At 55.6% G+C, this 23,347-nt stretch carries 19 protein-coding genes and 1 CRISPR repeat array; of the genes, 9 read left to right on the forward strand and 10 right to left on the reverse strand.

Features of this window, described 5'->3' with window-relative positions; all coding sequences use genetic code 11:
- Positions 1–95 precede the first annotated feature (95 nt).
- From HMPREF1627_RS02745 to HMPREF1627_RS02780, 8 genes are all read left to right on the forward strand, one after another.
- A complete protein-coding gene (locus HMPREF1627_RS02745; protein WP_034500940.1) occupies positions 96–848 on the forward strand; it encodes a GntR family transcriptional regulator in 753 nt (250 codons plus the stop codon).
- Complete coding sequence (locus HMPREF1627_RS02750; RefSeq protein ID WP_034500942.1) at positions 838–1,437, forward strand: hypothetical protein; 600 nt, start codon at positions 838–840, stop codon at positions 1,435–1,437. The genes HMPREF1627_RS02745 and HMPREF1627_RS02750 overlap by 11 nt, the downstream gene beginning before the upstream one ends.
- Before the next feature lie 27 nt (positions 1,438–1,464).
- The gene (locus HMPREF1627_RS02755; protein ID WP_234305219.1) at positions 1,465–2,292 is read left to right on the forward strand and encodes an energy-coupling factor transporter transmembrane component T; all 828 of its coding nucleotides are present in this window, start codon (positions 1,465–1,467) and stop codon (positions 2,290–2,292) included.
- Positions 2,286–3,143 carry an energy-coupling factor ABC transporter ATP-binding protein gene (locus HMPREF1627_RS02760; protein WP_034500944.1) on the forward strand — a complete coding sequence of 286 codons (858 nt, stop codon included), beginning with the start codon at positions 2,286–2,288 and terminating at the stop codon, positions 3,141–3,143. Before HMPREF1627_RS02755 ends, HMPREF1627_RS02760 begins: the two co-directional genes overlap by 7 nt.
- Positions 3,136–3,954, forward strand: coding sequence for an energy-coupling factor ABC transporter ATP-binding protein (locus HMPREF1627_RS02765; protein ID WP_034500947.1), 819 nt, complete (start codon positions 3,136–3,138; stop codon positions 3,952–3,954). The genes HMPREF1627_RS02760 and HMPREF1627_RS02765 overlap by 8 nt, the downstream gene beginning before the upstream one ends.
- Positions 3,955–3,959: 5 nt before the next feature.
- Positions 3,960–4,712 (forward strand): BtpA/SgcQ family protein, encoded by a 753-nt coding sequence (locus tag HMPREF1627_RS02770; protein ID WP_034500949.1) that lies wholly within the window; start codon positions 3,960–3,962, stop codon positions 4,710–4,712.
- 170 nt (positions 4,713–4,882) lie between these two features.
- A complete protein-coding gene (locus HMPREF1627_RS10920; RefSeq protein WP_420705308.1) occupies positions 4,883–5,239 on the forward strand; it encodes an ureidoglycolate lyase in 357 nt (118 codons plus the stop codon).
- Positions 5,236–6,171: a carbohydrate kinase family protein gene (locus tag HMPREF1627_RS02780; protein WP_052040804.1), complete on the forward strand. Its 936-nt coding sequence runs from the start codon at positions 5,236–5,238 to the stop codon at positions 6,169–6,171. Before HMPREF1627_RS10920 ends, HMPREF1627_RS02780 begins: the two co-directional genes overlap by 4 nt.
- Here HMPREF1627_RS02780 and codA read toward each other — a convergent pair.
- The 8 genes from codA to HMPREF1627_RS02820 all read right to left on the reverse strand — a co-directional run bounded on the left by codA (position 6,168) and on the right by HMPREF1627_RS02820 (position 19,248).
- A complete protein-coding gene (gene codA, locus HMPREF1627_RS02785) occupies positions 6,168–7,430 on the reverse strand; it encodes a cytosine deaminase (RefSeq protein ID WP_234305220.1) in 1,263 nt (420 codons plus the stop codon). The two genes, HMPREF1627_RS02780 and codA, sit on opposite strands and share 4 nt — an antisense overlap.
- On the reverse strand, positions 7,427–8,686 hold the full coding sequence (codB, locus tag HMPREF1627_RS02790) for a cytosine permease (protein WP_034500951.1): 1,260 nt from the start codon (positions 8,684–8,686) through the stop codon (positions 7,427–7,429). Before codB ends, codA begins: the two co-directional genes overlap by 4 nt.
- A 217-nt stretch (positions 8,687–8,903) precedes the next feature.
- Positions 8,904–11,561 (reverse strand): glycoside hydrolase family 66 protein, encoded by a 2,658-nt coding sequence (locus HMPREF1627_RS02795; RefSeq protein WP_052040805.1) that lies wholly within the window; start codon positions 11,559–11,561, stop codon positions 8,904–8,906.
- 329 nt (positions 11,562–11,890) lie between these two features.
- Positions 11,891–13,633 (reverse strand): alpha-glucosidase, encoded by a 1,743-nt coding sequence (locus tag HMPREF1627_RS02800; protein ID WP_034500956.1) that lies wholly within the window; start codon positions 13,631–13,633, stop codon positions 11,891–11,893.
- 236 nt (positions 13,634–13,869) lie between these two features.
- Entirely contained in the window at positions 13,870–14,811 is a 942-nt protein-coding gene (locus tag HMPREF1627_RS02805; RefSeq protein WP_034500959.1) for a carbohydrate ABC transporter permease, read from the reverse strand.
- Positions 14,811–15,734, reverse strand: a complete 924-nt coding sequence (locus HMPREF1627_RS02810) for a carbohydrate ABC transporter permease (protein ID WP_034500961.1) — start codon at positions 15,732–15,734, stop codon at positions 14,811–14,813. The genes HMPREF1627_RS02805 and HMPREF1627_RS02810 overlap by 1 nt, the downstream gene beginning before the upstream one ends.
- Positions 15,735–15,899: 165 nt before the next feature.
- The gene (locus HMPREF1627_RS02815; RefSeq protein ID WP_034500964.1) at positions 15,900–17,147 is read right to left on the reverse strand and encodes a sugar ABC transporter substrate-binding protein; all 1,248 of its coding nucleotides are present in this window, start codon (positions 17,145–17,147) and stop codon (positions 15,900–15,902) included.
- A gap of 34 nt (positions 17,148–17,181) precedes the next feature.
- Positions 17,182–19,248, reverse strand: a complete 2,067-nt coding sequence (locus tag HMPREF1627_RS02820; protein ID WP_034500965.1) for a TIM-barrel domain-containing protein — start codon at positions 19,246–19,248, stop codon at positions 17,182–17,184.
- A gap of 192 nt (positions 19,249–19,440) precedes the next feature.
- Between HMPREF1627_RS02820 and HMPREF1627_RS02825 the strand changes: the two genes are divergently transcribed.
- Positions 19,441–20,541, forward strand: coding sequence for a LacI family DNA-binding transcriptional regulator (locus HMPREF1627_RS02825; protein WP_034500966.1), 1,101 nt, complete (start codon positions 19,441–19,443; stop codon positions 20,539–20,541).
- 133 nt (positions 20,542–20,674) lie between these two features.
- Positions 20,675–22,056: a CRISPR direct-repeat array (repeat unit 36 nt; unit sequence GAAGTCTATCAAGAGGATTGGTAACTGATTCCCAAC).
- A gap of 57 nt (positions 22,057–22,113) precedes the next feature.
- On the opposite strand, the gene cas2 is transcribed toward HMPREF1627_RS02825, so the two are convergent.
- Positions 22,114–22,434: a CRISPR-associated endonuclease Cas2 gene (cas2, locus tag HMPREF1627_RS10925; protein ID WP_052040820.1), complete on the reverse strand. Its 321-nt coding sequence runs from the start codon at positions 22,432–22,434 to the stop codon at positions 22,114–22,116.
- Between the two features lies 1 nt (position 22,435).
- Positions 22,436–23,347, reverse strand: coding sequence for a type II CRISPR-associated endonuclease Cas1 (gene cas1, locus HMPREF1627_RS02830; RefSeq protein WP_034500967.1), 912 nt, complete (start codon positions 23,345–23,347; stop codon positions 22,436–22,438).

Raw genomic sequence — 23,347 nt, forward strand, 5'->3', positions numbered from 1 at the left:
AACTTGTCTAGAAAATACGTACATGAGGGATATTGACCTGTATATGATCTACATCATATATTGTCGCCTGTCCGCAGATTGCAAAGGAGCATGAGGTGACAAGCATTTCCCCTCCGGTCTACGAACAGATCGCACAGACTATCAGACGCCAAATCCTGGACGGCGATCTCACCGCCGGTTCACGGATTCCTTCTGAGAGCATTCTGTGCGAGCAGTTCTCAGTGACCCGGGGAACAGTCCGCCGCGCACTCCAAGTCCTCGTCAGTGAGGGCTATCTTCGGTCCTATCAAGGTAAAGGAACCTTCGTTACCTCACAGGAAAACAAGCGTGTCTTGTGGGGATTCGGCTCGTTGACCGACCGCCTCGAGGGGACAAGCGACCACGCCCGCGCACGCGTCTTGGATCACTCGGTGGTACTGCGTCAGAATCGGCCCTTCCTACGTCTCAAGCGCCTTCGCTTGATTGAGAACGACAACGGCTCTTTCCCGGTGAGCCTCGATATTTCTTTCCTCCCGATTGATCTATTCCCCGGCATCCAACAAGTTGATTTCACCGATGCCTCGATCTATCACATCCTTCGCGATGCCTATCGGACAACTCCGAAGTTCTCGGTGGTTTCGATGAGCGCGCGAAGCATTGACCAAGAAACCCGAACAGTGTTGGGCGAACCCGTGGGAACGCGATGCCTGCTTCACGTCACAGGATCAACCTACGACCACAATGGTGCATGCATTGAAGACAGCGAAGTCACGTACTCCACACGCGTCCAGGCAACCATGACGATTGATCAGGTCAGAGGATATGCCGAACCTGTAACTCTCAAAGAGGAGAATACCCATGTCTGCTAAGCAGATGAACAAGATGACGCTCTACGTCATCCCCATCGCCATCGCTCTTAATATTGTTGTTTCCAATATCGTTTTTGCCCTCAAGCTCCCAATTTGGCTTGATTCGATCGGCGTTGTACTCACCGCAGTCATCTCCGGCTTCTGGCCAGCAACGATCGTCGGTGTTATCACTGGCCTTGCATCTCTGATTACGAACCCCTCCAACATCTTCTACATTCCGCTTTTCGTTATTACCGGTGGAGTCGCGACAATCTTGTCCCACTACAACGGCTATTCGACATTCCTGCGTTCATTACTCTCGGGAATTATTGGCGGAATTACTACCGGCGTATCGGGATCACTTATCACGATCATCGTGTACCACGGTTTGTCCTCAACAGGAACAGGCATCATTGCTGGCCTCTTGCGTCAGATTGGTGCTCCAAACTGGTTGGCAGCAATGAGTGCCGGCGTTTCAGGCGATATCACAGACAAAGTCATCACAGCTCTTGTCGTTTTCTACATTTTGATTGCCTTGCCACAGCGCACACTTGCGAAGTTCCCCAATGGAGAGAAATACCTCCACTCTCGTCAAAAGGTTACAAAGTAAGCATTCAGACGCCGACGAAGTAATGTCATGACTACGGCTTCCAGCCAGAACACCGCGGAATACACCACGATGCGGCAGGCAATTCTCGACGAGATTGCGCAGGATGTTCCACAACGATTCGTTGAGAGAATTCACCCTCTGCTACGCCTTGCCATACCTGTGCTCCTCATGATCGGGGTTCTCAGCACCGGCGATGCGCCGACATACTATGCCTTCTCAATAGTGATCATCATTGCCTCCACTCTCTTCGGAGTTTTCTCGGTGTTCTGGCCAAGGTTTTGGAAGATTGGCACAACGATTGCGGTTTTTACCCTCTTTGTTCGCGCCTTCTTCGAATACGGAGATTCTGTTCTCTTCCATGTTGGCCCCCTAACTGTCACTCAAGAAGGGGTCGATTCTGCAATTTGGTACATCGCCATGTTGCTTGCGGTATGCGCTCCACTCATTCTTCTGAGTTCAATACTTTCCCTCAAAGACATGGCTCAGGCTCTTGAGACAATGGGAGCGAGCCGACAAGCCTCTTATGTCGTCATGAACTCGATCCGCTTGGTCCCTGAACTTGGACAGCGCGCAAGTGCCGTCCAAGATGCTCAACGATCACGCGGGATCCAAGTGGACGGAAGTCGCTGGATTCGCCTACGCGCGTTACTTCCAACGGTGTCTCCGCTGGTTCTTTCTTCTCTCGCAAGCGTTGAAGAACGCGCGATTGCAATGGAAGTTCGCGGTTTTGGTGTCTCAAAAGATACACAGCTTCTCAAACCTCACCAAAAGTTCTCTGTTAGGGACGCTCTTTACCTACTTATCTCTTTACTTGTATCAACAGCCATTGCTTTGGGAGGTCGATTCCTATGGTGAACGCAATAAGCGTCACTGATCTTTCGGTTCGCCACCCACTAGCTCCGACCAATGCCCTCGACGGCATTTCACTTGAACTCGAGCAAGGAAAGATCTACGGATTAATCGGTCCAAACGGATCTGGAAAGACGACTCTGTGCAATACTCTGCGCGGACTCATTCCCTCTATTCTTGGGGGAACAGTGACCGGAAGTATCCGTATTCTCGGTGAGGATCTCACCGAGCTGGACGACCGACAACTTGCAGCCTCTATCGGCCTCGTCTTCGAAAACCCCTACACACAACTCACAGGGGTGTGCACTACAGTCGTCGAAGAAATCGCATTCGGGTTAGAAAACCTTGGTTGGGACCGCGATCGCATGATTGATCGTGTCGCCCAGACTATTGTCGATACACATCTACAGTCCCTTGCCTTTAAAGACCCCCTCGAACTCTCAGGGGGTCAGCGTCAGCGAGTCTCGTTGGCTGCTGTCTTGGCCATGGATACTCCCATTTTGCTCATTGACGAACCAACTTCGCAGCTCGACCCTTTGACCACTGACATGATTCTGGAGGTAATTTACTCACTGAAGAACACAGGAAAAACAGTACTTCTGGCGGAAAACAAGGTCGATCTACTTGTAGATATCGTCGATGAATTTATCATCGTCGATCGAGGACGCACCTACGCTCAAGGAAGGGCACAACAGGTACTCCCCAAAGCACTGGATGATGGTGTGCGCTGCGGCTTCCCTGAAGTACTGCGTCTATCGGCCGAAATTGGGCGCTCACCATGGCTCACTCGCGAAGACGCTTGGGCTGACATCGCTGCATCTACCCGAGTAACAGATCTCGGAGCACATCATGATTGAATGCCGTGATATTTCGTTTTCATACCCGGATGGAAACCTTGCTCTCAACAGAGTTTCCGTACGCTTTACTTCGGGCGAACGAGTTGCTCTTGTCGGGCAAAATGGCGCGGGAAAATCAACGCTTTCAAAACTCCTCAACGGTCTTATTACGCCCTCGTCTGGCGAAGTATTCCTTGATGAGACAAGCCTTACACGTATGCGGAGCGACCAGATCGCCCAACATATCGGCTACGTTTTTCAAAATCCGAATGATCAGATCTTCTGCACGAGCGTGCATCATGAGTGTGCCTACGCTCTGGAACGTCGAAAGACTCTCACCGCTGAAGAGATCGATCAGAGGGTTAGCGATGCTCTAGAAGTCTGTGCCCTCACGGATGAGGCCGAGACTAATCCTTTGGATCTACCTCTTGCTCAGAGGAAATTCGTTACCTGCGCCGCGGCTCTTGCACTGCGCCCCGATTACCTCATCGTTGACGAGCCCACCGCAGGCCTTGATGACATCGGACGGGAAACGCTAAGTGGAATCCTCCAGTGGGCTTCCCAAGAAGGAATATGTGTCATTGCGGTATCGCACGACATGCGTTTTGTAATTGAAAATTTCCCCAGAGTTGTCGTTATGTCCGAAGGAACCATCATTTGCGACGACACTGCATCCTCTGTATTCGCAAACGAGGCGGTCCTTGAGCGCTCGTATTTGCGTGTTCCTCCAGGTGTTGAGGTTGCCCGCCGCGCGAATGCTTCGCCGGATCTCATCACGCTTGATGCTCTGCACGCATTTTTTAATCAGATCTTCACTACTGCAGAAAGATAGGAATAATGACTCCTTCACGTAGTGCCTGTCTTGGACAATGGCCTCACAACCGATCAAAGCTCCTGTTGGGAATGCTCCATCTCAAAGGCGAGGGACAGCAGGACATTCTGGACCGCGCGCGCAAAGAAAGTGAGATCTTCAGTGAAGAAGGTTTCGACGGAGTTATCGTAGAAAACTACTTTGGAAGCTATGACGATGTTGTCTACTGCCTTCCTCGTATTCTCGAAGAATTCCCTCAACTGTTTGTCGGTGTCGATATCATCTGGGATAACGACAAAAGCTTCGATCTTGCCGTCGAGTACCAACTTCCATTCATTCAACTCGACTCCCTGGCGGGGCAGCTTCCTCCCGAGCAAGAACCAGCTTTTGAAGAGCGAGTGAACTGGTGCCAAGAAAACTCCCCCACTGTGATCTTGGGAGGCGTGCGACTTAAGAATCAACCCGTACTTAGCGGAAACTCTCTTGAAGAGGATCTTCACCGCGCAATGCGACGAGGTGATGGAATCATCGTCACCGGACGTGCGACAGGTGTCGAAACTGAGATCGAGAAAATCTCAACATTTCGCGAGATTATTGGTGATTTTCCACTAATTGTTGGCGCCGGAGTGCGTGCATCAAATTGCGTCGAACAACTGAGGATTGCCGACGGAGCAATCATTGGCTCTTCGTTGAAGACAGACGGCGACGCCCACGGCGACCTTGAACGTCCACGTGTCGCAGAGCTTGTCCGCCTAGTTCGTAAACTTGAGGGGCACTGATGAAATCCCATGTTCGTCCCACTTATACGGTGGGTATCGATGATATCTCCGCATGGGGACAAGAATTATGTTTTTCTCCGGAGCACCCCACCGTCATTCAAGCATCCGGTGAAGGCTGGGAAGACTTCAAAAGCCGGGAGAAGATCAACAGCAATCCTGTTAACCTCGCAATGACCTTCGTGGAATGCTTCGACACGCCCGTAACTGCACTCGAGCGACATGACCACACCCAAGAAACCTTGCTCCCAACCTCCGAACCTATCATTTTCGCAGTCTGTTCTTCACAGCACCCCGTACCAACTGCTGAAGACTCAGCATTTATTGTCATCCCACGTGGCTGTGCGATGATCCTCCATCGTGGGACATGGCATTCACCGTGTTTCGGAATTGATAGTTCGACTGCGTATCACTGGCTTGCTGACTCTGACCCTCGTTTTCCTTCCGAATGGATCCCCATCGAAGGCGGTTGTGTCACAAGCGCACTATTTGCTCACTGCACAGACGGAGGGCCGAGGAGGCACTCGTGAACGCACGTGTGACATTCATCGGGGAACCGATTATGGATGTCCTATGTCCGCTCGATCACTGGCCACAGCTGGGGGACAAAGCGACATTTTCTTCACTGGCTCGAATCCCCGGAGGAACAATCGCCAACATGGCTGTCGCCGCTCGTTGCAGCACAGCCGATGTTGCTCTCATTGGCTTCCTCAAAGATTGTCCCGATTCAGGTACTTTGCTCGATGATCTCAATAGCTGTGGGATCGATACTTCACTCATTACACAAATCGCTGACGGTGTTGAGCCAGTCTGTTTAGTGTTCATAACCGAAGGTTCTAACGCTGTCATCTACCCTGATCGACAATCTGAAACAGTCACCCTAGATGAGCAAGCTCTAGAACGAATCTCGACTTCGACTATCCTGTGCTCGACTCCTGAAAAGATCCGTAGAGTGAGGAATAACGACCAACTTGCTAGGGCCATTTCCTCTATGCAAGTGAGCGGTGGTCGATTCGTCATCGATGCAGACACTGGTGCCGAATTTGACCCTACTGATCCAATCCTGTCAACAGCCAACATTCTCATTGTCAATGAGTTTGGTGTCCGCAGGTGTTTTGCGACCAGCTGGGATGACATTACAAACGAAATGCCCTTACTCACCAGCAAATATAAAGATGCAACCTTGCCGCCGACTCTTATCGTAACCGGCGCAGAGAAAGGTGCCTGGGTCTATACCAGGGAAGCAGATTCATGGGAACATCGCCCCGCAATCCCCACGCATGTAGTTGATCCAACTGGTGCAGGAGATGCTTTTGTCGGAACCCTGGTTGCAGAACTGGCCCTCGACAAACCCCTGGGCTCCGCTCTTGATAGTGCAATCAGAAGCGGAGCCCAGGCAGTCAGTACCAAAGGCGCAAGGCTCCCGCTCCCCTCAAGGGAGCGCGGCCTCGGCAATCCCTAGAAGTGCACGCGGCGTGCGAGGGGTTCGCACTCCGCCAGCACTCGGCCGGCGCGGAAGTTCGCAAGCACAGGAGCACCGAAGCTCAGTGCGTGGAACCAATCCTCGGCGTCCAGCACAATGAAGTTCGCCGTGTTTCCAACCTCGATGCCGTAATCGGACAGGCTCAGCGTGCGCGCAGCATTGTGGGTGATGAAGTTGTACGAACCCGTGATCTCCGGGCGCGCCATCATCTGCGTGACATACAGGCCGTTGAGCACGACATCACGCAAGTTTCCGGTACCCATGGGATTCCACGGATCCTCGATGTCGTCCTGCCCGAATGAGACGTTGATTCCTGCCTCGGTTAGTTCCTTCACGCGGGTGACGCCTCGGCGCTTTGGGTAGGTATCGACGCGCCCCTGCAGGTGCGTATTAACCAGCGGATTCGATACGAAGTTGATGCCACTCATCTTGAGCAGGCGCACCAGACGCAGGAAGTACGCATTGTTGTAGGAGTGCATCGCCGTCGTGTGCGAGGCGGTCACTCGCGGCCCAATCCCGGCTTCGAGTGCGCGCGTGGCCAGTGTTTCTAGCCCGCGCGAGGCCTCGTCGTCGATTTCGTCGCAGTGCACGTCCATGAGCAGGTTGTATTCCTGGGCGAGCTCGACTGCGAAGTTCAGTGAGGACACGGAATACTCGCGGGTGAACTCAAAGTGCGGGATCGCACCGATGGCGTCCACACCCATTTCCGCCGCGCGGCGCATCAGGTCGCGTCCGTTGGGGAAGGACTCGATGCCCTCCTGCGGGAAGGCGACCAACTGCAGGGTCATGGAGTCCTTGAGTTCCTCGCGCAGATCGATAAGCGCGCGAAGGGCCGTCAGGTCCGGGTCCGTCACGTCGACGTGCGAGCGCACGTACTGGATGCCGAACTGTGCCTGCTGGCGAAGTGCCCGGCCGGCGCGATCTTTGACGTCCTCGTAGGTCAGGCTCTGCTTGCGCTCGCTCCACACCTCGATGCCCTCAAAGAGGGTTCCGCTTTCGTTGTAGCGCGGCTGGCCCGAGGTCAGCGCCGTATCCAAGTGAACGTGGGATTCGATGTAGGGAGGCAGCACCAGCTTGCCCGTGAAATCGCGGATTTCTTCGCCTTCACGAGGCGTCAGTCCCGCGCCGATTTCCGCGAACTTTCCGTCCGTGATGCGGATGTCGACTCCGGTGGGTCCGTCTTCAATACGGACACCCTTGATGAGCAGGTTCACTCCAGCGCTTGCGGGGATGCTCATCGACGGATTCCCTTCTCGATTGCGCTTCCGACGAAGTAGACGAGGATCGCGACAGCCATGGCGTTGATCGAGACAATTCCGAAGCCGGGGGTCAGCCAGCCGGTGAGTGCGCCTGCGACCAAGGCGACGATTGGCGCCCACTTGATGGTGGTTGCGCTCTCGCCTTCGGTCACGTAGGTCTTCCTGCGGGCGAAGTAGTCTGCGACTAGGACCGCGCCGATGGGGGGCAGGGTGGCGTTGAGCAGGCTCAGCCAGCCGACGAAGTTGTCGTAGAGCCACAGGGCACCCAAGGTACCGATGACTCCAGCGATCAGGACCAGGGGCTTCTTGTTGACTCCGGTGATGTTCGCGTATCCAAGACCGGTCGTGTACAGGGCGTTGTTGTTCGTTGTCCAGATGTTTGCACCGAGGACGATGAGGGCAGGGATCAGCAGTCCCTGGGCCATCATGACGTAGAAGATGTCGTCCTTGCCGGTGAAGGCACCGCCGACCGCGCCGAAGGAGAACATCAGGGTGTTGCCGATGAAGAAGGCGATGACCGTCGTGATGACCGCCGAAGTGGTGGTCTTAGCGAAACGCGTGAAGTTCGGGGTTGCGCTTCCGCCGGAGACAAAGCTTCCGATCACGAGGCCGATTGCGGTCACCGTGGTCATTCCCTGGTTTTGTCCGAAGACAGCGTGGAGGCCGCCTCCGTCGTTCACTGCGGCGATCATCGAGTAGCTACCGAGGATTGCGATCAGGGGCACCGAGATGAAGGAGACGATTTCGATGGCCTTGATTCCGAAATAGGCCGAAGCGGTCATGAGTCCGCCTGCAACGATAACGACCGGCCAGGGGCTGATTCCCAAAGTTTCTGCTGCGGGGATACCAAACATTGCCACGCCGACACCGAACCAACCCATCTGCGTGAAGGAGATGAGCGCCGAGGGGAGGTAGGAACCAATGCGTCCGAAGGTGTGGCGAGACATGAGGTCGAAGCTCAGTCCGGTCTTTGCGCCGATGTAGCCCAGGGATCCGGTGTAGACGGCCAAGATCGCGCCGCCGATGATCACCGCCCACACGTACTGTGAGTAATTCAGGCCGTTTCCGAGCTTTGCTCCAACGCTCATCGAGGCTGAGAAGAAGGTGAAGCCGAGCATAACAAAACCGACGGCCCAAAATGACCGTCGGTTCTGAGATGGAACTGCTTCAAATGAGAAGTCATCATCATGTCGAGTGACTTCTTCTTTTTCTCGGGTGGGGGCGATCGTGCTCATCGGTTATCCTTCCTGCTTCTAAGGTTTCGTGGCACTACATTCGTAAACTTCATCAACTTGGTGCTAAACCAGCCCAAATTGTCAAAAGACTATCGCGCCGCGAACACTCATTGCAAACCCATTCCATGTGAGACATAACGCACCCAGAAAAAAGACCGTGGCCCCACCTCTCCCTCCAAGGAAATGGGGCCACGGCCACTACGGAGTTCCCCAGCGGCTACCGCTTGAAACTCCATGTTTCAGTCTGCCCTGAATGGCAATCCCACAGGTGAATGACTGTCCCATTTTCGGAAGAGTCTTCCCGAACTGCCAGACATTTCCCAGTCGCCACGTTTTGCAGTTGACCGCCTGACAACTGCCTCCATTCCTGCGTGGGCGCGGGAACACAATCCCACAAGTGAATGGGAGTTCCGTTCTCATTGCGCTGCTCGAAGATGTCAAGGCACTTACCGGCCAGCATGAGTTTGCCCTGATCGAAGGTCACATTCTGTGCGTAGATCGGCTCGGAGGCGCTTCGCTCAGAAGAAGTCGTGCGCACACAATCCCACTCCTGAATCTTGCGACCATTGAGGCTTGCGCCATCCCACAGGTCCAAGCACTTCCCATTTCCATTGACCAGCGCACCCTCCCGAAGCTGAGTGCTCGGAGTGTTGTCAGGAGTGTCGGCGTCCGAGTGAGCGTCAGTGTTACCGCTATCGTTGTGCGCGGCCTCGTCCTTTTGCGTGTAGAAGAAGTCCCACACGGACAGCATGTCTGCCGTGAAGTTCACGGTGAGCTGTCCCTGCTCGTTGGTCTTCACGGTGAAGGGAATCTCGCGAGCACGACCGCCATCAACGTCGGGACTGACCGCGTACAAGTGCGCGGGAACTTCACCGTCGCCAATCGTGTAGGAGACGGGCAAGCCAAGCAAAGTCTCGGGCTTTGCGGTGGGGTCGCGCCACTTGCCGTCGTTGTCCTTCTCGAGGTTGATCAGGTGAAGGACCTGCGTATCGCCATTGGTCATGGCGTTTGCCCAAATGGTGTTTGCGCTTCCGTTGGAGCTGACGTTATGCCCCTGGATCGACACTCCTCGGCTGACGCGGTGAAGCTCGGGTCCGTAGAGGACATTTTCATAACCGGTAATGACGTTGTAGTAGTTACGCAGCCAGTCCTGCAGCTCATAGCTCATGAACTTGATGCGGTCAGGGAAGAAGGGGCCATTGAGCATGTTGTTGTCCTGGCCCAGTTCCAGGTGGTGCGCGCCATTTGCCGCGAAGATCGCATCGGCCAGCTCAACGGAAGGAGTGTCGAAGGAGGAAACAGTCAGCGAATCAACGTTGATATCCCCATAGTCGCCCTCATCGAACTGGTAGGTGATTGTGTGCTGTCCCTTGTCCAGCCACGTGCTCCTGGCCTCGCCCGTGCTCCACCGGGTCCAGATGTCAGAGTTGTCGTTGAAATGTGTCGGGCTTGATCCCATGTACAGGACGCCGATCTTCTTGCCATCGACGTACACGCTGCGCACAGCCATGCGTCCGGTTGCATTCGCCCAGCGCAAGACCAGACCGTAGTTGCGACTCTCAGTGACATTGACGTTGAAGGAGACAGCCTTCCTTCGCCATTCGGGCTGCTCGACGAATCCCTTGCCCGTGTAGCCCTCGTGGTCCGAGGCCGTGGGCAGTCCCGCGTGAGACGCGTCCTCGGCCTCGTATCGGTCGCCCGTCACGGAGTCGGAGTTCATGTATGCAGCGACGACTGCGCTCTTGCCTCCGGACTCCTTGCGCTGACGTTCCAGATAGTCCGCCAAGTTCGAGTTCGAGGCCTGGCTGCCCCACAGCTCGGTGTAGAGGTAGTCGGCTTTGGACTGAGCCAATTGGCTGGAACCGTAGCCGTCAACGGCATTGAGTCCAACAGGCTTCTTCGTCTGCTCCGAAGTCTCGTTCACGAGCGACGCAAAACCGGCTTCGAGGTCGACGGGGTTCCCGTTGACATCCCACGCGCCCTGAGGGTTACCGAGCTGGTCGATATGCGTTCCCTCGAAGCCCAGTTCGATCTGCTTCTTGTACTGATCGACCATATGCTGACGCCACTGAGTATTCTGCGGGTTCATCATGTGCAGGGTTGTGTCCTGCTGGCCGGGGATCATGACGCTTGTCCAGGGGACGCGGGTGTCGTTGTCGCCTCGGATGTTGATTGCCCAGTCGCTACTCACGCCGTGGTTTTGGTACCCCTCAAGTGCTGCATAGCTCATGGAGTAGGGCAGCGAGGCGACGCCGGCATCATCGCCCGAGGCGATGAATTGCTTGATGACGTCCGAGGAGAAGTTCCACTTCTTCCAGTCGCTCCACTGCGGCGCGACCTTGCCGTCTTCGTAGCGCACCGGGTCTTCATGACGCCACATCCAGTCGTAGTACTGGAGCGAATTGATGTGGTAGTCCTGGGCCAGCTGATCGATGATGCCGTCAGTCTTTCCGCTGAGATCAGCGCTGTAGTTACCCAGGTAGCCAAAGCGCGGGTATCGCGTCCAAGTGCTGGAAACGTCAATCGCCGTATTCGCCTGGGAATCTTTAGTGTCGACTTCCACCATGTAGCCCGTGAAGTCCGTGCTCGGGGGAGTAAAAGTCCAGGTTGTTTTGCCGTTTTCCGAGGCCTGGGCGGTGTAGTGATCGATCTGCTTTCCCAGGTGGGTGAGTGAGAAGTTTACTTCCCCGCTCCCTTGAGTTTGGGCAGTGACAGTGACAGGTGTCCCCGGCTCATAACGCGCTTTGTCGGCCCAGACTTTCGTAATTGTTGGGGCGGCTTCTGCTCGGTATTCTGCGCCGAGTACTGTCGCGCTTCCCGCGAGTACACCGGCGGTTACGAGCGCCCCGATCTTCTTTGCGGTTCCAATCCGCATGCGTATCCCTCACTCTGTTTTTCTGCGTGTTATCAGCGAAAACAGCCTGTTAAAGCTTCGCGATGACGCTACAAAGATCGCCTGAACGCATCCAGAACCATTCCTGCACGCAACATTGGCATAACAATGAATCACAGCGACTTAATTCTGGATTGAAAAATCGTTGAAATACCGCGGAAGAGTGACAATAAAACAGCTCTGACCTGCACTGATAACTATCAGCGCAGGTCAGAGCCTCAATTCACCGAATACGTATTCACTATTTCTCAGAAAAATCGTGAATTTCCAGCGAATTCAAACATGAATGGTCTCAATGGTTGACACGATGACTATCGAAGAAAAACCCGCGCCCTCCACGGAGCAAGCGGCGCACCCATCTCTTCCCACACATTCGCATTGGTCAGGACTGGGACAAACGCAGGTACGGCCTCGGAAATCTCTGAAGGAAGGACCGGGGCCAGATCTTTCGAGGAAAGATTTGCAATAACTACCAGCTGGCGCTCACCCAAGGTGCGGCGGAAGGCGAAGATCTCACGGTGGCCGGCGTCGATGCGCTCGAAGCGCCCATCAGCGATAACCGGCAGGTGATGACGCAGGCGAATGAGCGCGCGGAAGTAGGAGAACACCGAGACCGGGTCCCCCACCTGCTCGGAGGCGTTGATGACCGGGTAGTTCGGATTGACAGTAATCCACGGCGTACCCGTCGTAAAACCGGCATTGTCCGACGCATCCCACTGGACGGGAGTGCGCGCGTTATCGCGGCCCATCGCACGCAGGCCATCAAGGACGCGCTCGGGATCGTCTCCGTGTTCGGTGGCCACACGGTAGTAGTTGGTGGACTCGATGTCCTCAAAGTCCTCGATCCCCGCGAAGACCGTATTCGTCATGCCCAGTTCTTCACCCTGGTAGATATAGGGGGTTCCGCGCAGGAGATGAAGAATTGTCGCAAGCGCAGTCGCACTGTCATACCAGTACTTTTCATCGCCGAAACGACTGACCGTGCGCGGTTGATCGTGGTTGCACAGGTAGAGGCTGTTCCATCCCCGCTCGGCGAGGCCTTCTTGCCAGCGCGTGAGCGAGTCCGCGAGGTCTCCCGCTTCCAGGGTGCGGCGGCCGAATTTTCCTTCAGGCAGCCCTAAGCCGACGTGCTCGAATTGGAAGATCATGTTGACTTCGTGGCGCGCGGGATCAGAGTAGAGAGGCGCATTTTCGAGGAGCACCCCGGGGGTTTCCCCAACGGTGAAGATCGCTCCACGGCCTTCGAAGACCTCGCCGTGCATTTCCTGGAGGAATTCATGCAGGCGCGGTCCCTCCATGTAGAAGGGGCTTCCGTCGGCAAGATCCTGACCGGGCTGGCAGGTGCCATCGGGAAGGCCGGGGACCTTCGAGATCAGGTTGATGACATCCATTCGGAAGCCATCGACCCCGCGGTCTAGCCACCAGCGCATCATTTCGTAGACGGCCTGGCGAACTTCGGGGTTCTCCCAGTTCAGGTCGGGCTGTTTTTCTGCGAAGAGATGGAGGTAGTACTGACCGGTATGCGGGTCGTATTTCCACACGGGACCGGAGAAGAATGACCCCCAATTTGTGGGTTCGGCTCCGGGGGTTCCTCCCTCAAAACCCGGACGCGGGTCACGCCAGTAGTACCAATCGCGCTTTGGATTATCGATCGAGGAACGCGACTCAATGAACCACGGGTGCTCGTCCGAGGTGTGGTTGACGACCAGGTCCATGACCAGTTTCATCCCTAGGGAGTGAACGTCTGCGATGAGTTCATTGAAGTCGTCCATGGTCCCGAAAGCGGGATCGATGTCCTGATAATCGGAAATGTCGTAGCCATTATCGGCTTGGGGCGAGCGGTAGATCGGCGAAAGCCACAGGACATCAACGCCCAGTTCCTTCAGGTATCCCAACCTGGAGCGGATCCCTTGGAGATCGCCGAAACCATCTCCGTTCGCGTCGTTAAATGAGCGGGGATAGATCTGGTAAACAACCGCGCTCTTCCACCATTCATCGGCCGGAAAGTGAAGTGCCGAGTGCGTTTCGGGAAGTTGAGTTTCATCGAATAACACAGAGAACCTGCCAAATCTTCGTTGGTGGAGGTGCGAATGCCCTGCGGACCTTGGATGTTCGTGATCTCAGTGAACACCAACTTCTGGGCGATGTCTACACGCGTCCATCCCCTCCTGCTTTAGCTCGCTCACCTACGGCCTTAGAACAGTCATAGGCCCGGAGTCAGTGAGCTAAAGCAGGAATGAGAGAGCGAAGTGGGGAGGGCACGCCCCGGCCTCGCAACGCTATATCCCCTTCACCCCTTCGTCGCGCCACCGGCGAGGCCAGCGACGATGTAGCGCTGCAGAGCAATGAAGAGGATCAAAACCGGGATTGCAATAACCGTGGCCACAGCCATCAGGTCATTCCAGTTCGTCGCATACTGACCGATCAAGCGGTTCAAAGCAACCGTCAAAGGCTGCAGATCCGCCTTCGTCAGCAAGGTCAACGCAAAGGTGAATTCACCCCAGGTCATGAGGAATGAGAAGGATCCGATCATGATGACGCCGGGGCGAATCGTTGGGATCACCACGCGAACGATGGTTCCAATGATTCCGAGGCCATCAAGTCGCGCCGCCTCCTCAACTTCCTTCGGGAACTGCTTGAAGAACGGTCGCAGCATGATGATCGCGAAAGGCAGGGTGCCCGTCACGTCCGCCAAGATGATCGACGGAAGGGTGTTGACCATTCCCGCTTGGCGGAAGAGCACGAACATCGGGATCGAGATCGCGATGGCGGGGAGGAGCTGAACGACGCTCAACAAGATCAGCATTCCGGTTGTCACTGCGCTCCTCATTCGCGCGATCGCGTAGGCCGCGGGGATTGCAAAGAGCAGCGTCAACACCAGACACCCAGCAGCGATGATCGCCGAGTTCCCCAGCGCCTTCCAGATCCCAAAGTTGTCGCTGAATGCGACTCGGAAGGAATCAAGCGTCGGATTTTGCGGGATGAGGTGCGGTGGCTGAACGAATGTTTCTTTCTGCGTCTTGAAGGCGGTGCACACCATCCAATAGACCGGGAAAAGATAGAAGATCGCCATGACCCATGCGGCGGCAGATTTTGTGATGCGCACGCGGCCTTCACGCTTCTCGTGCTTTGTCTTCGCAAAAGTCCTCGTTTCCGAGGCCTCGGCGCGCTTTCCGTCCTTGGGTGCACTTTCGCTGGCCACACCTTGGACTTCAGAAGTCTCCACAGACATTACGCGTCCTCCTTATCCAGCGAACGAACATAGAACCACGACAGCGCCAAGGGCAGAACCATCGTCAGCATCGAGGCGGCTGCACCATTACCAAAATCGAAGACCTTGAAGGTCTGCAGGTAGGTGAAGATCGGCAAAGTCGTCGTCGCTTCAACGGGCCCGCCTTTCGTCATCGTGTAGATCAGGTCGAAGACCTTGTAGGTATTGATGACGCCCAAGAGCAAGAGCGAGAAGACGACAGGACGCATGAGGGGTTCCGTAATGGAGAAGAAGGTACGGATGGGGCCCGCACCATCAACTTCGGCGGCCTCGTACAAGCCATCGTCAATGGTGTGCAATCCCGACAAGATCAGGAGCATGTTGAAGGGCATTCCAACCCAGAGGTTTGCGACAACGACCGCGACCATTGCGGTTGTTGGACCGGTGAGCCACATGACCGGTTTGTCCACCAGGTGCATTGAGGTCAAGAAGTAGTTAATGACGCCGAAATCAGAGTCGAACATCCAGCGGAAGATCGTGCCGGTCACAACGGCGGGAAGAATCCAGGCGACCAGCAGTAGCGCGCGAATAATGCCGTTTCCGGGGAAGGGCTTGCGGAAGAACAGTGCCAGCGCGTATCCGACGAGGAACTGCAAAGCAAGGGACGCGACGGTGAAGATCGCCGAAAGCTTGACGCCATTCCAAAAACCGGGGCTGGCCAGCATTTCCTTATAGTTCGCAAAGCCCGTCGGGTGGTAGTCGCCCGTAATGAGATTGGAACCGTTGGCGTCAGAGATTGACAGCCAGATGTTATAGACCAGGGGAACAACGAGGAAAATTGTTATGTAGATGATTGCGGGTAGCGCAAGGAGGAACCCCAGGCGACGAGTGCGCGCCATGGAACGAGATCCTGCGTCGTGACCCGCTTTCTTTGTTCGCGTCATCGTAAATTCACTTACTCAGAGTTGCGGGCTCCCCACGCGAGTAGGGATACCGTGGCTTTGCCACGGGCTCCCATTGTTGCGTTCGTACTCGCGTGGGGTGCCACTAGGTATTGTGCGGTCCTTGACGAGGCCTACGATACTCGCCGGACCTGTGTCCTTTGCCGCTCAGTTCTTGGGCAGCAAGGGGTTCATCGTGTCCGCGGCCTTCTTTGCTGCGGCCTCGGGAGTCGACGCACCGGTCAGGGCTTCCTGCATGGACAGCTGGATGGCCTCGGAAATCTTCGGGTAGTCCTTTCCGTATGCGCGTGCGTGTGCATACTGGAGCTGATCTTCGAAGACCTTGAGCTTAGGATCGCTCGAGAGCTTGAGCTTGCCCTGCAGGTCGGGGCGCGAGGAGAGCTGGCCGGAGCCGTCGCAGTAGATCTTGGCGCCTTCTGCGCTGGTCAGGTACTTCGCGAGCTTCACGGCTGCCTCGGACTGCTTTGCACCGTTCATGACGACAACGTTTTCGCCACCCATCGAGGTTGCTGCGCGCTTGTCCTTAGGAAGCGGAGCGACGTCCCATTCGATCTCGGCATCCTTGGTCAGGGTCGAGAGCTCCCACGGGCCATTGATCATCATTGCGGCCTTGCCGGTGATGAACTGGGTACGTGCATCTTCCTGGGTGTAGTTGGAGACGGCCTCGGACATCGAGCCTTCTTCAATCATGCCGCGCAGGTAGGCCAGTGCGGTTGCGCCGGACTCGCTGTAGTTGGACAGGTCGCCACCGGTCTGCCACACGAAGGGCAGGATCTGGAAGGTTGCGGACTCAGACTTCACACCGGAAATCGCCAGGCCCTTGACGTCGCCCTTGGTGGTCTTCTTTGCAACTTCCTTCAAGGACTCCCAGTCGGTCGGAACCTCAACACCGGCTTCCTTGAGCATGGTCTTGTTGTAGTACAGGGCGAGGTTGTTCGAGTTCAGCGGAATACCGTAGGTCTTTCCATCGAATTCAACCGAGGACCAGGGGCCATCGAAGAAATCAGACTTGTTGATACCATCACCGCTGAGGTCCTTGAGCATGCCCAAAGACGCGAAGTTCTGGTTGTCGACCACGTCCACGACTGCAACGTCGGGGACCTCGCCGCCGACCGAGCCCTGGAGAATGGACTTCGACAGGTCAGCGAAAGCAAAGGTGGTGCGCTTGACCTTGATGTCGGGGTTTGCCTTCTCGAACTCTGCAATCGATGCTTCGATCGAGCTGTTGGCGGTGTCACCGCTCAGGTAGTCCCACATTTCAACGGTGACCTGTCCACCGGAGGCGCCAGACGAAGAATCCGACTTGCCTCCCGAACATGCGCCCAGTCCCAGTGCCATCACTGAGGCACCGAAAAGGGCAACGCCGCGCATTGCGAGCTTCGATGTGTGTGCCATTATTCTCTCTCCTTTGAGTGTTGATAGTTGTCCGTCAGCAACTACCAAGTTCCGTGTTTTCACGGACAAATACGGGGATGCACTCCAGTGGTGCATCGATGGTGACCTCTTGCCCACCCTCGAAGACGTCTCCCAGGGTGTACGAGGCCGTACCTGCCTTCTCTCCTTCTTCACCGCCTGCGATCAGCAGCTGCTGCCAGCGCACTCCCGCGGGAAGGTAGACGCGAGCGCTGCGGGCGCCGGCCTCGACAATGGGGGCGACAAGGAGGTCGGGACCGAGGAGGAATTCTCCTTCTTCTTCCCACGCGCGCGCGTCCTCGGGGAATTCGAGGAAGAGTGCGCGCATCGGGGGAATTCCGCGCTCGGCGGCCTCGTCCATGACGCGGCCGATGTAGGGGCGCAGCGCTTCCCTGAGGTGAATGTTGCGCGCGCAGATTTGCGCGACTTCCTCGCCGTAGGACCAGATTTCGTTGGGTCCTCCGGGGTTGTCCGAGGCCACGTCCTCGCGGGGTTCGCGGTGACCGTGGACGCGCATGAGCGGGCAGAATGTGCCGAACTCGAACCAGCGGGCGAAGAGTTCCTGGTAGGCGGGATCGCTGGGGTCGCCTCCGTGGAAGCCGCCAATGTCGCTCGTCCACCACGGGATTCCTGAGATTCCGATGGATTGGCCGGCTCGGACCTGAGTGAAGAGCGCCTCCCAGGTGGGGGCAATGTCGCCGCTCCATACCGCCGAGCCGTACTTGGCTTGGCCGGCCCACGCGCTGCGACACAGGCTGAGGAATTGGTCTTCGCCCTGCTCACGCATCCCTTCCCAGACCATGCGCGCGTTTTCACGCGGGTAGAGGTTGGAGACGTTCAGGCCGCTTCCGGCGTAGAAGCGCAGGTTGGAGGGGTGACCGGGGTTGAGTTCGGGTTCGCAAGCATCGAGCCAGAAAATGCGAACTCCCAGGTCGAAGTAGTTGTTTTTGAGTTTGTCCCAGACGTACTCGCGGGCCGCGGGGTTTGTCGGGTCGTAGAAGGCAACGGGGAGCGGGCGGTCCATTCCCTTATCGCGGAAGGTCTGGTGGTATTCGACGCCGGCTTCGGTGCCGACCAAGAGGCCCTTGGCGCGGATTTCTGCGTCCGTTTGCGCGAGCGGAGAGACAGTTGGCCACACGGAGACCATGAGCTTGGTGCCCATTTCTTCCAGTTCGGCCATCATTGCTTCGGGGTTTGGGTACTCGTTTTCGTCGAAGCGCCACTCCCCCATTGCGGGCCAGTGGATGAAGTCGGTGACGATCACGGACAGGGGCAGGCCGCGGCGCTTGTATTCGCGCGCGACTTCCATGAGTTCTTCTTGGCTGGTGTAGCGCAGTTTCGATTGCCACAGTCCCAGTGCCCACTGAGGGATGCGGGGCGCGTGACCGACGGCGTCGGCGTAGGCCTCGAGGATTTCCTTGGGGGTATCGCCCACGCACACCCAGTAGTCGATCCACTCGCTGCCTTGGGCGACCCAGCGGGTGCTTTCTTTGGCGAATTCGACGCGGCCGACGGAGGGGTTGTTCCACAGGAAACCGTAACCCTTGTCGGAGAGGACGAAGGGAATGGACACTTCGCCGTTTCGCTGGATGAGGTCGGAGACGACTCCCTTGTGGTCGAGGAAATCGTAGGAGTGCTGGCCCATTCCGTAGAAGCGTTCGCTGGGGTCGGAGGCGAAGCACTGGTGGACTTCGTGTCCGCCGAAACCGGGGTAGATTCCGTGGGCGCCCGGCCACCAGAAGTGCTCGGGGGCTTCGCGCAGGACGGATTCGCCGTCCTTTTGGAAGTCGAGGAGGAAGCGGGCGATTCCTGTTCCACCGTCAAGGTTGGCGACGACGCTGATACGCCCGTTGGTGAAGACTTCTTCGGGTTTGTCGTAGCCGGGGACCTCGGTGACCTTTGCTTCTTCCATGCTTCCGAGGCCGGTGGCAGGCCCCGCTTCGAGGGCTCCTAGTCCTTGGGGGAAGTCTGCAGAGGGGCCGATGCGCACACGAAGCGCGTTGCGCCCCCATGCCTCAATGCGGATGAACTCGTGCGCGAAGCAGAGTTCAACTGCGCCGGGGTACTGCTTCTTCGTGTACACCTGTGCTCCTTTTTGACCGGACGAATACGTATTCGCTTAATGACAATTTTCAGGAGTTTTTCTGGTATTGTTCATTACGCATACGTATTCGTCGGATAAAAAATATTTGCGGGCATCGACGCCCGCACATGTGATGCGGAACTCACAATAAGTTGTTCACGCGATCCTGTCAAGATACCGGGAGGACCTGAGATGGCGCGTCAGCCAACCAGCAGAGACGTTGCAAAACTAGCGGGAGTCTCGCAAACCACGGTCTCGTATGTCATGAGTGGACGCCGAGCCGTCTCCCCCGAGACGGAAAAGCGTGTCCAAATTGCAATGAAAGAGCTGGGGTATCAGCCCCATGCGGGTGCCCGGTCCTTGCGTTCGCGAAAGTCTCGCGTCCTGGGAGTAGTGGTCCCCTACCACGAGGGTGCGGACGCGGCGGCCCAGCACTACATGCTGATCACTCTGGCGCAGCTCTTGCGCGAACACGATTTTGACCTGCTGCTGATCACCGCCGACGAGGGCGCTGCGGGGCTTCGTCGAGTCATGCAGACCGCGCTGTGCGACGGCCTGTTCATCATGGAGGTGCGCTTCAATGATGCTCGTTTGGGCGTCGTTGCAGAGAGCAAGATCCCCACTGTTTTCATTGGAACCCCGGGGTCTGGGCCTTTTAATGCACCGGTCCAGTCCATCGACGTTGATTATTACGAGGCCGGGCACGCCGCGGTCCACCGCCTGCGTGACGCGGGAGCGCGCAACATTGCTTTCGTCCATTCGGCAAGCCCCGATGTGCAATCGTTGAACTTCGTCTCGCAGTTCAGGCAGGCGGTTGTTGATACTGCGGGCGAGTCGGGGATTCCTTTGCTCTCGCGTACATGCGGGACGGGAATCCGTGAGATCCGTAAGCTCGTTGGGCAAATTGCCGGTGATAACCGGATTGATTCCTACGTTTTGGGGCCGACGATTTCTGCGGATGACTGGTGCAATGCCCTGATTGACCTGGGGATTCGTCCTGGCCGCGATGTCTCACTGGTAGCCAGCGGCTGGTCTGCCGAGCGCGCGCACTGCCTATTCGATGTCGATCACTTTGATACGCGCCCCGACGAACTATTGAGGCGTGCGGTTGAAATGTTGGTCGCCCAAATTGATGGCGAGCCCCGAAAGGAAGCCGCCGCGGAAGCTGTAGCCGCCGATGCCGCGACCTCGGCAGATTCCGAGGCCAAGATCCGCCGTCCCGTGCATGGCCTGACCTTGCTTGATCCGATCTTCGTGCCTGGGAATACGGTTGTTGGTGCTGATCGGTCATAGCGTGAGGCCGTCTTTGGCCTTCAGTTTTTCTTTCGTAGATGCCGAAAAGTGCCAAAAATAGCGTTCGGGGCTCCGAATTTTAATCGTTCGAAGCCCCGAAAACCTTGCTATTCCACGGGAAAACCAATCCTCTGAAGTCTATCAAGAGGATTGGTAACTGATTCCCAACGTGAAATGGTTTGCGCTTCGGGACGATAGAAGTCTATCAAGAGGATTGGTAACTGATTCCCAACATCGCTGTCAACATTAGGAGTGTTGAAAGAAGTCTATCAAGAGGATTGGTAACTGATTCCCAACAGTCACAAACATGTATTTTGGGCACATGGAAGTCTATCAAGAGGATTGGTAACTGATTCCCAACCGCGCCGACGCCTTGCATAGCCGCTGAGGAAGTCTATCAAGAGGATTGGTAACTGATTCCCAACCTGATATGGAACAGTTGAACAGCCTTGTGAAGTCTATCAAGAGGATTGGTAACTGATTCCCAACGGACGGAACGCACATCGTTTACACTCGCGAAGTCTATCAAGAGGATTGGTAACTGATTCCCAACCCAGCGTCACGGTCTTGTTCTCGGTGGTGAAGTCTATCAAGAGGATTGGTAACTGATTCCCAACCCGGCGAGTATAGCGAGTACAGCTGTGAGAAGTCTATCAAGAGGATTGGTAACTGATTCCCAACCTGTCGAGCTTCCAGCGCCTGCCAGGCGGAAGTCTATCAAGAGGATTGGTAACTGATTCCCAACTCCAGTAAGGACGATGCTGGGGACGTTAAGAAGTCTATCAAGAGGATTGGTAACTGATTCCCAACAATGGTCTCGCGTTCGCGAGATGTTCCCGAAGTCTATCAAGAGGATTGGTAACTGATTCCCAACATCTCAGCCGTAGCCGGAAGAATCTTAAGAAGTCTATCAAGAGGATTGGTAACTGATTCCCAACAATTAAGCTGCATATCGTCCTCAATATTGAAGTCTATCAAGAGGATTGGTAACTGATTCCCAACAATCGTGACAGATTTGCGTGATCTTTCCGAAGTCTATCAAGAGGATTGGTAACTGATTCCCAACTGATCCCGCCTGCATCCATATGGAATGAGAAGTCTATCAAGAGGATTGGTAACTGATTCCCAACCCAAGTCCTCGGCGGACGGTATCGCTTCGGAAGTCTATCAAGAGGATTGGTAACTGATTCCCAACCCGGCGGGATGAGTAGTCAGATCAGGTCGAAGTCTATCAAGAGGATTGGTAACTGATTCCCAACATGCGGGAACGCTGGTCTCGGTTAGTTTGAAGTCTATCAAGAGGATTGGTAACTGATTCCCAACCCCATCCGAGAAGCGGTACGCCAGGATGGAAGTCTATCAAGAGGATTGGTAACTGATTCCCAACTCGTAAAGCCCGGACAGCTCCCACATAAGAAGTCTATCAAGAGGATTGGTAACTGATTCCCAACGAAGATCACCATGTCCCCCAAGCTGGTCGAAGTCTATCAAGAGGATCGGTAACTGATTCCCAACGCCTCTCCTCTTACGAGAGAGCAGCCACGAAGTCTATCAAGAGCAGTGATCTGTAATTCAGAAGATAGTGAGCTGCTCAGGAGCCCCCTCCGTTTTCTGTTTCTTAGCCTGTTCAAAATGAAGTCCAGTTGCCCACTGACGATCCGTAATCCCGATAACTCGCACTTGACCTCCCTCTGGGAGATGAGACTGAATCTGTCGAAGAGTCGCATGGTTCTGCCCACCGCTTGGCCAGTATTTTGCATAAACACTGAACTGGACCATTGTGAATCCCCAATCCAGCAACGCCTGTCTAAATCGCGTTGCTTCCCGCCTCTGGGCTTTTGTTTCAACTGGAAGATCAAACATGACCAGACACCACATGGGACTATCCACCATCTCAACCACTCAGATCAGTGGATGCGGGTCCCTGCCATGCGGGAACTTTTAGGCGCTCTTCTTCTCCTTCAACATAACGCCCGTATTGCTGCGCAAGATCTTGAGCAACTGCCGAAATTCCATAACCATCCGAATCGAATTTCTGTGAAGCCGCAGCAACCAATATCCGCTTCACATCACTATCTGACGGAGATGCCGTTGGAGACAATTGCAGAGCAACTTCATCAATCGCTGGACGGAAAGGTTCAATAAGATCGTCGGCAAGCGCGAAAGCGTTGCCCCTTCCACGATGAAAGACACCTAGCGCCGGAGCTAATCCGGCGGACAGCACTGCCCGAATCACGTGACCACGTAACACTGCATAGCCATAATCAAGACACGCATTCGAACCAATGAGCTGACCAGCACCAGGCTGTCGCCCTTCACCTAGAACGCGCGACCAGTAAAAACGTGCTGCACGCGCCTCAATATTGTCGGGGTCACCTGAGCGGACTTGGTCCGCGAGTGCAAAGAGTTCGCTACTCCCTGAACGACCAAGATTCTGAAGAACGTTTGCCTGTCCCTCAATCTTTGCTCTAATGATGCGTGCCCACGCATTTTTCTTTCGAGGAAGAGTCATGTCAGCCTGAGCCCGATGTCGTGCTGCTACTCGCCCATGATCCGACCATGAATAGCAAGCCCCTTCAGGAATCCCACGCCAGTCGCAGAAAAGAACTGCAATATCCGCGTCCGCAAGCCTGTGCAGAACAGCGGCGCTGAGATCGACCTTCATCCCGATGAGAACAACTGCAAGCTCTGCAACGGGAAGAGTAACTGGATCCTTACCCTCAGGGCATACTTCTATCCCGCCCCGTGTGGAATGAAGCGCCCCCTCAAATTCGCAGAGGTCAATCACGCGCCACTGTTCTGCCAT

This window comes from Actinomyces sp. S6-Spd3, from assembly GCF_000758755.1.
GTDB lineage: Bacteria > Actinomycetota > Actinomycetes > Actinomycetales > Actinomycetaceae > Pauljensenia.

Excerpts from the sequence above, each read along its gene's own strand:
- HMPREF1627_RS02750 (WP_034500942.1), top strand. The coding sequence starts at position 838 with ATGTCTGCTAAGCAGATGAACAAGATGACGCTCTACGTCATCCCCATC.
- codB (WP_034500951.1), bottom strand. The coding sequence starts at position 8,686 with ATGAGCACGATCGCCCCCACCCGAGAAAAAGAAGAAGTCACTCGACAT.
- HMPREF1627_RS02805 (WP_034500959.1), bottom strand. The coding sequence starts at position 14,811 with ATGTCTGTGGAGACTTCTGAAGTCCAAGGTGTGGCCAGCGAAAGTGCA.
- HMPREF1627_RS02825 (WP_034500966.1), top strand. The coding sequence starts at position 19,441 with ATGGCGCGTCAGCCAACCAGCAGAGACGTTGCAAAACTAGCGGGAGTC.
- HMPREF1627_RS02815 (WP_034500964.1), bottom strand. The coding sequence starts at position 17,147 with ATGGCACACACATCGAAGCTCGCAATGCGCGGCGTTGCCCTTTTCGGT.
- HMPREF1627_RS02755 (WP_234305219.1), top strand. The coding sequence starts at position 1,465 with ATGACTACGGCTTCCAGCCAGAACACCGCGGAATACACCACGATGCGG.
- HMPREF1627_RS02765 (WP_034500947.1), top strand. The coding sequence starts at position 3,136 with ATGATTGAATGCCGTGATATTTCGTTTTCATACCCGGATGGAAACCTT.
- HMPREF1627_RS02760 (WP_034500944.1), top strand. The coding sequence starts at position 2,286 with ATGGTGAACGCAATAAGCGTCACTGATCTTTCGGTTCGCCACCCACTA.
- HMPREF1627_RS02770 (WP_034500949.1), top strand. The coding sequence starts at position 3,960 with ATGACTCCTTCACGTAGTGCCTGTCTTGGACAATGGCCTCACAACCGA.
- HMPREF1627_RS10920 (WP_420705308.1), top strand. The coding sequence starts at position 4,883 with ATGACCTTCGTGGAATGCTTCGACACGCCCGTAACTGCACTCGAGCGA.
- codA (WP_234305220.1), bottom strand. The coding sequence starts at position 7,430 with ATGAGCATCCCCGCAAGCGCTGGAGTGAACCTGCTCATCAAGGGTGTC.
- HMPREF1627_RS02795 (WP_052040805.1), bottom strand. The coding sequence starts at position 11,561 with ATGCGGATTGGAACCGCAAAGAAGATCGGGGCGCTCGTAACCGCCGGT.
- cas1 (WP_034500967.1), bottom strand. The coding sequence starts at position 23,347 with ATGGCAGAACAGTGGCGCGTGATTGACCTCTGCGAATTTGAGGGGGCG.
- HMPREF1627_RS02810 (WP_034500961.1), bottom strand. The coding sequence starts at position 15,734 with ATGACGCGAACAAAGAAAGCGGGTCACGACGCAGGATCTCGTTCCATG.
- cas2 (WP_052040820.1), bottom strand. The coding sequence starts at position 22,434 with ATGGTGGATAGTCCCATGTGGTGTCTGGTCATGTTTGATCTTCCAGTT.